Origin of the sequence: Streptomyces mangrovi (assembly GCF_900114215.1) — a bacterium.
GTDB classification, from domain to species: Bacteria; Actinomycetota; Actinomycetes; order Streptomycetales; family Streptomycetaceae; genus Streptomyces; species Streptomyces barkulensis.
Map to the genome: position 1 here is coordinate 155,840 of NZ_FOSG01000013.1, position 8,343 is coordinate 164,182.

At 71.3% G+C, this 8,343-nt stretch carries 7 protein-coding genes; 2 read left to right on the forward strand and 5 right to left on the reverse strand.

The window, feature by feature from the left end; all coding sequences use genetic code 11:
• Positions 1 to 30: 30 nt before the first annotated feature.
• Positions 31 to 1,407, reverse strand: a complete 1,377-nt coding sequence (locus BM237_RS19010; protein WP_093850895.1) for a site-2 protease family protein — start codon at positions 1,405 to 1,407, stop codon at positions 31 to 33.
• Between BM237_RS19010 and BM237_RS19015 the strand changes: the two genes are divergently transcribed.
• On the forward strand, positions 1,396 to 2,355 hold the full coding sequence (locus tag BM237_RS19015; RefSeq protein ID WP_245793748.1) for a RecB family exonuclease: 960 nt from the start codon (positions 1,396 to 1,398) through the stop codon (positions 2,353 to 2,355). The two genes, BM237_RS19010 and BM237_RS19015, sit on opposite strands and share 12 nt — an antisense overlap.
• A gap of 95 nt (positions 2,356 to 2,450) precedes the next feature.
• Positions 2,451 to 3,122: a response regulator gene (locus BM237_RS19020; protein WP_093850896.1), complete on the forward strand. Its 672-nt coding sequence runs from the start codon at positions 2,451 to 2,453 to the stop codon at positions 3,120 to 3,122.
• Between the two features lie 82 nt (positions 3,123 to 3,204).
• Here the strand turns inward: BM237_RS19020 and BM237_RS19025 are convergent, their stop codons facing one another.
• The 4 genes from BM237_RS19025 to BM237_RS19040 all read right to left on the reverse strand — a co-directional run.
• Positions 3,205 to 4,797: an ABC transporter substrate-binding protein gene (locus tag BM237_RS19025; RefSeq protein ID WP_093850897.1), complete on the reverse strand. Its 1,593-nt coding sequence runs from the start codon at positions 4,795 to 4,797 to the stop codon at positions 3,205 to 3,207.
• Positions 4,798 to 4,890: 93 nt separating this feature from the next.
• Positions 4,891 to 6,489, reverse strand: coding sequence for an ABC transporter substrate-binding protein (locus BM237_RS19030; protein ID WP_093850898.1), 1,599 nt, complete (start codon positions 6,487 to 6,489; stop codon positions 4,891 to 4,893).
• Between the two features lie 387 nt (positions 6,490 to 6,876).
• Positions 6,877 to 7,659, reverse strand: a complete 783-nt coding sequence (locus tag BM237_RS19035) for an HAD family hydrolase (protein ID WP_093850899.1) — start codon at positions 7,657 to 7,659, stop codon at positions 6,877 to 6,879.
• Between the two features lie 100 nt (positions 7,660 to 7,759).
• Positions 7,760 to 8,343 (reverse strand): vitamin B12 dependent-methionine synthase activation domain-containing protein (locus BM237_RS19040; protein WP_281253939.1); only part of this gene is annotated, 584 nt, incomplete at its 5' end.

Consider the following 8,343-nt stretch of genomic DNA (forward strand, 5'->3'; position numbering starts at 1 on the left):
GCCGGGAACGGGTTCGCGAGGTCTCGTGGGTCAGGAGGCGGGCTTGGCCATGGCCGCCACGAACGCCCGCTCGACGTCCCCGGCCGACAGCACCCCGTAGATCTCGCCGCTTCCCTCCACCACCAGGTACTCGCTGGCGGGGGTGGCGCGCAGGTGCTCCAGCAGCTCCTCCCCGGCCAGCTCGGCCCACACCCGCATGCCCTCGGTGAGGTCCTGGGCCAGGGTGCTCACCGCCACCCAGGGGCGCCGGTGCTCGGGCACCCCGGCGATGGCCGCCTCGCGGACGACGGCGACCGCCTCCCCCTGGCCGTCCACGACCACCAGGGCCCTGGCCCCGGCCTCGTTGGCGCGGCGCAGCCCCTCCGACAGGGGGGTGTCGGCGGAGACGGGGACGGCTCGGCGGGTCAGGGCCCGGGCGCTCAGCTCGGGCAGGCGCTCGCGCAGCCTGGCCATGCGAAGGCTGTTGCCCGCGCCGGTCCAGATGATCGCGGCGAGGATCGCGGCGAGCAGGGCGTCGGTGATGGAGTCCACCCCGCCGAAGCCCTCCTCTGCTCCGTAGCCCCCCGCGTAGCTGAGCAGCGGCATCCCGACCAGGACGGCGACGGCGAGCGCACGGCCGGTCCAGGCGGCGGCGACGGTGCCGGTCATCGGCTTGCCGCTGATCTTCCACACCACCGCGCGCAGCATCCGGCCGCCGTCCAGGGGCAGGCCCGGCAACAGGTTGAAGATCGCGACGATGAGGTTGGAGACCATCAGCCCGGCCAGCAGCACCGCGGGCACGGTGCCGGACTCGACGGCGAACAGCCCCAGGTAGAACACGCCCGACAGCACCAGGGAGAGCAGCGGGCCGACGAAGGCCAGGACGAACTCCCGGCCCGGGGTCTCGCTCTCCTTCTCGATCTCCGACACCCCGCCGAAGAACTGGAGCTGGATGCGGCGCACCGGGAGTTTGAAGCGCAGTGCGGCGACGGTGTGGGCCAGCTCGTGGACCAGCACCGAGGCGTAGAAGGCGACCGCGAAGAACAGGGACACCAGATAGCGGGCGCCGCCCAGTTCCGGGAGCACGCGCTCCAGCTGGCCGCCGAAGACCCAGGTGATCAGCGCGGCGACGACGAACCAGCTCGGCGCCACGTACACGGGCACGCCGAAGGGGCGGCCCATGAGAAGGCCGCCGCCGCTCTCCCGCGGGCGCTTCGGCCTGCCGTCCGCCGATTCGCCGGGGCCGGGCTCCGGCCGCCCGCCGTTGTCCGTGTCCGCCACGGGTTCCCCTCGTAGAAGATGCCCTCGCACCCGGTGGTCGGTCCCCGCGTCCGTGTGGTGCGGGGGAGGGTGCGAAGGGGTACGCCATCGATGGTAAGCGGCGGTGTGTCGGTGGCGGGCCGTAGGGTCGGGTCCATGGTCTCCCATCCGGCGTCCGGCAAGGCGCCCTCACCCGCCTCGCCGCCCAACTCCCTGTCACCGTCGCGGGCCGCCGACTTCATGCAGTGCCCGCTGCTGTACCGCTTCCGGGTGATCGACAGGCTGCCCGAGAAACCGACGCCCGCGGCCACCCGGGGCACGGTGGTGCACGCGGTGCTGGAGCGGCTGTTCGACGCTCCGGCCGCCGAGCGCAGTGTGCGCCGGGCGCGCTCGCTGGTGGTGCGGGAGTGGGAGCGGCTGCTGGCGAAGCGGCCGGAGCTGGCGGAGCTGTTCACACAGGACGGCCGGGCGGCCCCGGGCGAGGGCGCGGCCGACGGCACCGAGCTGGCGCAGTGGCTGGCCCGGGCGGAGGAGCTGGTCGAGCGGTGGTTCTCCCTGGAGGACCCCACCAGGCTGGAGCCGGCCGAGCGCGAGCTGTTCGTGGAGGCCCGCCTGGAGTCCGGGCTGCGGCTGCGCGGCATCATCGACCGGGTGGACGTGGCGCCCACCGGCGAGGTCCGCATCGTCGACTACAAGACCGGCAAGGCGCCCCGGCCGCAGTACGCGGCCGAGGCGCTGTTCCAGATGAAGTTCTACGCCCTGGTGCTGTGGCGGCTGCGCGGCACGATCCCGCGCCGGCTGCAGCTGGTCTACCTGGGCAGCGCGGACGTGCTCACCTACGACCCGGACGAGAACGACCTGCGCGGCGTGGAGCGCAAGCTGCTGGCCCTGTGGGAGGCGATCCGGCAGGCGACCGAGACCGGCGACTGGCGGCCCAGGCCGGGCCCGCTGTGCGGCTGGTGTGCCCACCAGGCGCTGTGCCCGGAGTTCGGGGGCACTCCCCCGCCGTATCCGCTGATGATCCAGCCTCGGCTGCCGCTGGAGCCGGACGGCGGCAGGGGCGACGGCACGGGCAGTGGCACGGGCACCGGCGGGGAGGGCGGCGGGCACTCCTGACGGCGGCGGCTCCCGGAGCACCCTCCCGGCGGCCGAGGGCGCGACCGGCTGGGCGAGAATGGGCCTGTCGAGCCCCCGCCCCGTTAGGAGTTCCCGTGGCAATCCGCGTCCTGCTGGTCGACGACCAGCCGCTGCTGCGCACCGGCTTCCGGATGATCCTGGAGGCCGAGGGGGACATCGCCGTGGTGGGCGAGGCCGGGGACGGCCTGCAGGCGCTGGAGCAGGTGCGGGCACTCCAGCCGGACGTGGCCTTGATGGACATCCGGATGCCGCGGATGGACGGCGTGGAGGCGACCCGGCAGATCACCGGCCCGGAGCGGAACGGCCCCGCCAAGGTGCTGGTGCTCACCACGTTCGACCTGGACGAGTACGTGGTGGAGGCGCTGCGCGCGGGCGCGTCCGGCTTCCTGCTCAAGGACGCGCCGGCCGCCGAGCTGGTGCAGGCGATCCGGGTGGTGGCGGCCGGCGAGGCGATGCTCGCCCCCAGCATCACCCGGCGCCTGCTGGACAAGTACGCCGGGAAGTTGCCCTCGGGCGAGGAGGAGGTGCCCGACGCACTGGGCACGCTCACCGACCGAGAGGTCGAGGTGCTCAAACTGGTGGCGCGCGGCCTGTCGAACGCCGAGATCGCCGCGGACCTCTTCGTCAGCGAGACGACGGTGAAGACCCATGTCGGCCATGTGCTGACCAAGCTGAGCCTGCGCGACCGGGTGCAGGCGGCGGTGTACGCCTACGAGAGCGGGCTGGTCCGCCCCGGCGACCGGTAGGGCGCCCGCCGGGGCCGGTGACGCCGGGGCGCCGCGAAACCGGCGCCGGTTTCGCGGCGCCGGTTTCGGGGAGGGAACGGGATCAGCCCGCGGCGCCCTTGCCGATCTCCCAGAAGCGGAAGACGGTGGAGGCGTCCAGCGTCCACTCCAGCCCGGAGATGTCCTCGTGCGCCACGGCGTACTGCTTGCCCTGCCAGACGGGCAGGATCGGCAGGTCCCGGGCGACGGTGTCCTGGATCTCGCCGAAGTCCCCGACGGTGGCGGCGCGGTCGCTCGCCGCGGCCGTGCGCGGCAGCAGCTCGGAGGTGATCCGTCCGGCGTCGTAGCCGTTGCCCAGCACGTTGTCCTCACCGAAGAAGGGCGCGGTGAAGTTGTCGGCGTCGGGGTAGTCGGGCACCCAGCCCTTGACGTACACCCCGTACTCGCCGGCCTCGATGCCCTTCTCGTACTCCTCCAGCTCCACGCTCTCGACCTTGGCGTCGAACAGGCCGCTGGCGTTGAGCTGCTGGGCGATCTCCTCGAACTCCCGGACGGTGGCGGGGCCGTAACGCACGGGAGTGGCCCACAAGGTCAGCTCCACCTTCTCCGTGATGCCCTCGTCGCGCAGGGCCGCCTTGGCCTTGGCCGGCTGCGGGCGGCTGCCGTAGGTGTCGAAGAAGGCCGTGTTGTGGCCGGTGATCCCGGCGGGCACGATCGAGTACAGCGGCTCGGCGGTGCGCCGGTAGACGTCGCGGATCAGCGTGGAGCGGTCCAGCAGGTACGCGACGGCCTTGCGCACCCCCGGCTTGCCGGTGACCGGGTGCTCCATGTTGAAGACCAGGTGGTGCACCTCGGCGCTGCTGCCCTCGACGACCTCCACCCCGTTCTCGGCGCTCGCCGCCGCGTCCAGGTCGGCGATGTCGTCCATGGCCAGGCCGCGGTAGGCCAGATCCACCTCATCGCTGCTCAGAGCCTTCTTCAGCGCCGCCTGGTCGCCGTGGAAGAGTTTCATGGTCATCCCGGAGTTCCGCACCTCGGCGGGCCCGACGTAGTCCGGGTTGACGGAGAAGACGGCCTCCTTGTCGCCGTAGGAGTCCAGCCGGTACACGCCCGAGCCGACGGCCTTGCCGTCGGTGCGCAGTTCGTCGGCCGGGTAGGCGCGGTGGTCGACGATCGAGCCGGCGCCGGAGGCGATCTTCTGCGGGAAGGTGGCGTCGGGCGAGACGAGGCGGAAGACGACCGTCTTGGCGTCCGGGGTCTCGATCTCCTCGATGCCCGACAGCATCACGGCAGGGCCGTCGGGGTCGTCGATGCGCAGGGTCCGCTCGAAGGAGAACTTCACGTCCTTCGAGGTGAGCGCGTTGCCGTTGGTGAACTTCAGCCCGTCCTTCAGGACGCACCGGAAGACCTGGCTGCCCTCGTCGGTGAACTCGCAGCTTTGCGCGGCCTCCGGCTGGGGCTCCGTCCCGTTCCGGGGGAAGCTGAGCAGCGACTGGAAGACGTTGTTGAAGACCAGCCAGGACCCCGGGTCGTATCCGGACGCCGGGTCGACGGCCATGACCTCGTCGGTCATGCCCATCACGATCCGCTCCCCCTCCCCGGCGCTCGTCCCCCGCTCCTCACCGCAGCCGGCGAGCAGCGCGGCGACCAGGGTCGTACCTACCGCAAGCGCCCGGAAACGGGCCCTTTTCCTCACGTTCGCATCCTCAATCAGTGGTGTGCCGTTCTCCGAACCCCCGTTCGCACAGCCCCGCGCCGCCCCCGGGACCGGGGGCGGCGCGGGGAAAGCTCAGTCCTGGACGCCTCTGCCCAGCTCCCACAGCTGGAGCACGGAGGAGGAGTTGAGCGCCCACTCCACCCCGGTGACGCCGTCGCGGGCGGCGACGTACTGCTTGCCCTGCCACAGCGGCAGCACGGGCACCTCCTTGGCGACGATGTCCTGGACCCGGACGAAGTCGTCGACCGCCTCGTCGCGCTGCTCCTTGACCCGCGTGCGCGGGATGAGCTGTTCGCGGATCTCGTTGTTCTCGTACGGGGAGCCCAGGAAGTTGTCCTCGGCGAAGAAGGGCGCGACGAAGTTGTCCGGGTCCGGGAAGTCCGGGAACCAGCCCATGCCGTAGACCGCGTACTCCTGCTCCGCGGAGGCGGGCCGGTAGGTCTTCCACGGCACGCCCTTGACCTCCGCCCGGAACAGTCCGGAGTCGTTGAGCTGCTCGGCCAGCACCTCGAACTCCTCGGCGGTGGCGGGACCGTAGTGGTCGGTGGTGTAGGTGAGCTCCACCTCGACCGGGGTGTCGACGCCGGCGCGTTCGAGGACGGCGCGGGCCTCCTCGACGTCGGGCTCGCCGTAGACGTTGAAGAAGGAGTTGTGGTGGCCGGTCAGCCCGCTGGGGACGATGGAGTACAGGGGCTCGGCGGTCCGTGCGTACACATCGCGCACCAGCTCGCCGCGGTCGACGGTCTGGGCGATGGCCTGGCGCACGGCCTTGCGGCCGGCGACCGGGTCGTCGGTGGCGAAGACGAGGTAGCGGATCTCCTGGCCCGACATCTCGACGACGTCGATGCCGTCGCCCTTGTCGCTCCCCAGCCGGTCGATCTGCTCGGGCGACAGGCTCCGGTTCATCACGTCGATGTCGCCGTCGCGCAGGGCCTTCTCCATGGCCTTGGAGTCGTCGAAGAAGCGCAGCTCGACACGGCCGTTCCGCAGTTCCAGGTCGCCCTTGTACGCCTTGTTGCGGGCGAGGACCGCCCGGTCGCCCTCGACGTCGAAGGACTCCAGGACGTAGGGGCCGGAGCCGGTGAGCGAGTACTCCTCGTGGAGCTTGTCGGCCGGGTAGACCTCGCTGTCCAGGATCGCCGCCGCGGGGGTGGCGAGCTTGTGGGGGAAGGTGGCGTCGGGCTTCTTGAGGTGGAAGACCACCTCGTCCCCGGAGGGCGCCTCGATCCGGTCGAGGTTGCTCAGCAGCGACGCGGGGCCGCCGGAGTCGTCGATGCCGAGCATGCGGTTGACGGAGAACACCACGTCCTCGGCGGTCAGCTCGTTGCCGTTGGAGAACGTGAGCCCCTCGCGGAGGGTACAGCGGTACTGCGTGCTGCGCTGGTCGGCGAACCCGCACTCCTGCGCGGCCTCCGGCTCCGGCTGGGTGCCCGCGCGCGGCAGGCGCAGCAGGGTCTGGAAGGTGTTGCGGAAGATGTTCCACGTACCGACGTCGTAGACCGCCGCGGGGTCGAGCGGAGCGGGCGCCTTCGCGGTGGCCTCGATCCGGTCGGTGGTACCGACAACGATCGTTCCACCGTTTCCGCCGCCGGCGCTGTCGTTGCCGCATGCAACGACCAGTGGTGCCAGCAGGCCCGCGAGGGCGGGCAGCAGCAGCGTCTTGCGGTTCATCGGTGACGGTCTCCTCGTCCAGCCGGGTTGTCGCCGAATTCTCCGGCCGGGAGACAGACATTAGTAGCCGTGGAGTCCGTCACTTCCCCCGGCCACCGACGCGGAATTATCACGCTCCGATAACTCCGTCGCACGATCCGATAACCGGACGCCGGAGCGATCGGCGCGAGCTGGCACCAAACGAGACAAATCGATGCGCGGAAAAGGGGCCAACCACCCTCGCCACCGCTCCGGCCCCCGCCTCGCGGCCCGGAGCCACGTGATGAACGTCACGCATTCAACCACCAGGTGAAAAGCGGGAATTCGGCCACCGCATTCGTCACTGATAATGAACGGTCCGCTGCTCACGGTTTTCGATGCATTCATCGTGCAGCGAACGGCGTACGCTCAGTACGCGGAAGCGATCAGGGAGTGCAGAAAAGGCAGATCCACTTCCTCCAGGGACGGCACGACCGTGCGCCGGTGCGCGGGCTCGATCCGCGTCACCGACGGCACCGCCACCACATGGCAGCCCGCGGCCTCCGCCGAGGCCACACCGGTCGCGGTGTCCTCCACCACCACACAGCGCCCCGGATGCGCCCCCAGCCGCGAGGCGGCCGTCAGATACGGGTCCGGGTGCGGCTTGGTCCGCTCCACCTCGTCGCCCGCCAGGGTCAGCGCGAAGTGGTCCGGCCCCAGCGAGACCAGCATCCGGTCGATCACCCGCCTGTGCGAGGCCGACACCAGGGCGGCGGGCACGTCGTGCGCGGCCAGCTCCGTCAGCAGCCGCCGGGCACCGGGCATCAGGGACACCCCGCGCTCGACCCGCTCGATGAACCTGGAGTTGAGCAGCACCGTCAGGTCCCCCAGGGAGACATCCGCCCCGGTGGCCTGAATCAGATAGGTCGCGCTCCGGGACATCGGCCCGCCGACCACCACCTCACGGTGCTCGTCGGCCAGCTCGTACCCCAGCTCGGCGAACACCTCGACCTCGGTCTCCCACCAGAACCCCTCGGTGTCCACCAGCGTGCCGTCCATGTCCAGCAGGACGGCCTGAAGGCCGGCCGCGGCGGACCCGGCCGCCGCCGGTCTCCCCCCTCCGCCGGGGACCCGCACGGGCGCGGAGACGGAAGCCGGAGCGCTGCCGCCGAAGGCGGGCGGGACCTCGGCGCGGGAAAGGGGACGAGTCATCCGTGTGCCTCCTACGGGGACGCGAAGGCCGGTCGCCCGCACCTGACGGATACGGACGACCGGCCTGTACCGGACAGATCAGTCTACGTCGGCCCGCGAACTATCGCGCGTTGAAGTATTTGGCCTCGGGGTGGTGGACGACGATGGCGTCGGTGGACTGCTCGGGATGGAGCTGGAACTCCTCGGACAGCTTCACCCCGATCCGCTCCGGCCGGAGCAGCTCGGCGATCTTGGCGCGGTCCTCCAGGTCCGGACACGCCCCGTAGCCCAGCGAGAAGCGGGCGCCGCGGTATTTGAGGGCGAACATGTCCTCGATCGCGTCCGGATCGTCGCCGGCGAAGCCGAGCTCGGCACGGACCCGGGCGTGCCAGTACTCGGCCAGCGCCTCGGCCAGCTGCACCGACAGGCCGTGCAGCTCCAGATAGTCGCGGTAGGCATCCGCGGCGAACAGCTCCGCGGTGGCCTGGCCGATACGGGAGCCGACGGTGACCACCTGGAAACCCACCACGTCCGTCTGACCGGACTCCTTCGGGCGGAAGAAGTCCGCCAGGCACAGCCGCCGGCCGCGGCGCTGGCGGGGAAAGGTGAACCGGCACCGCTCGGCCCCGTCCTCGGCCAGCACCACCAGGTCCTCACCCTCGGCGTGGCAGGGGAAGTAGCCGTAGACCACCGCGGCCTCCAGCA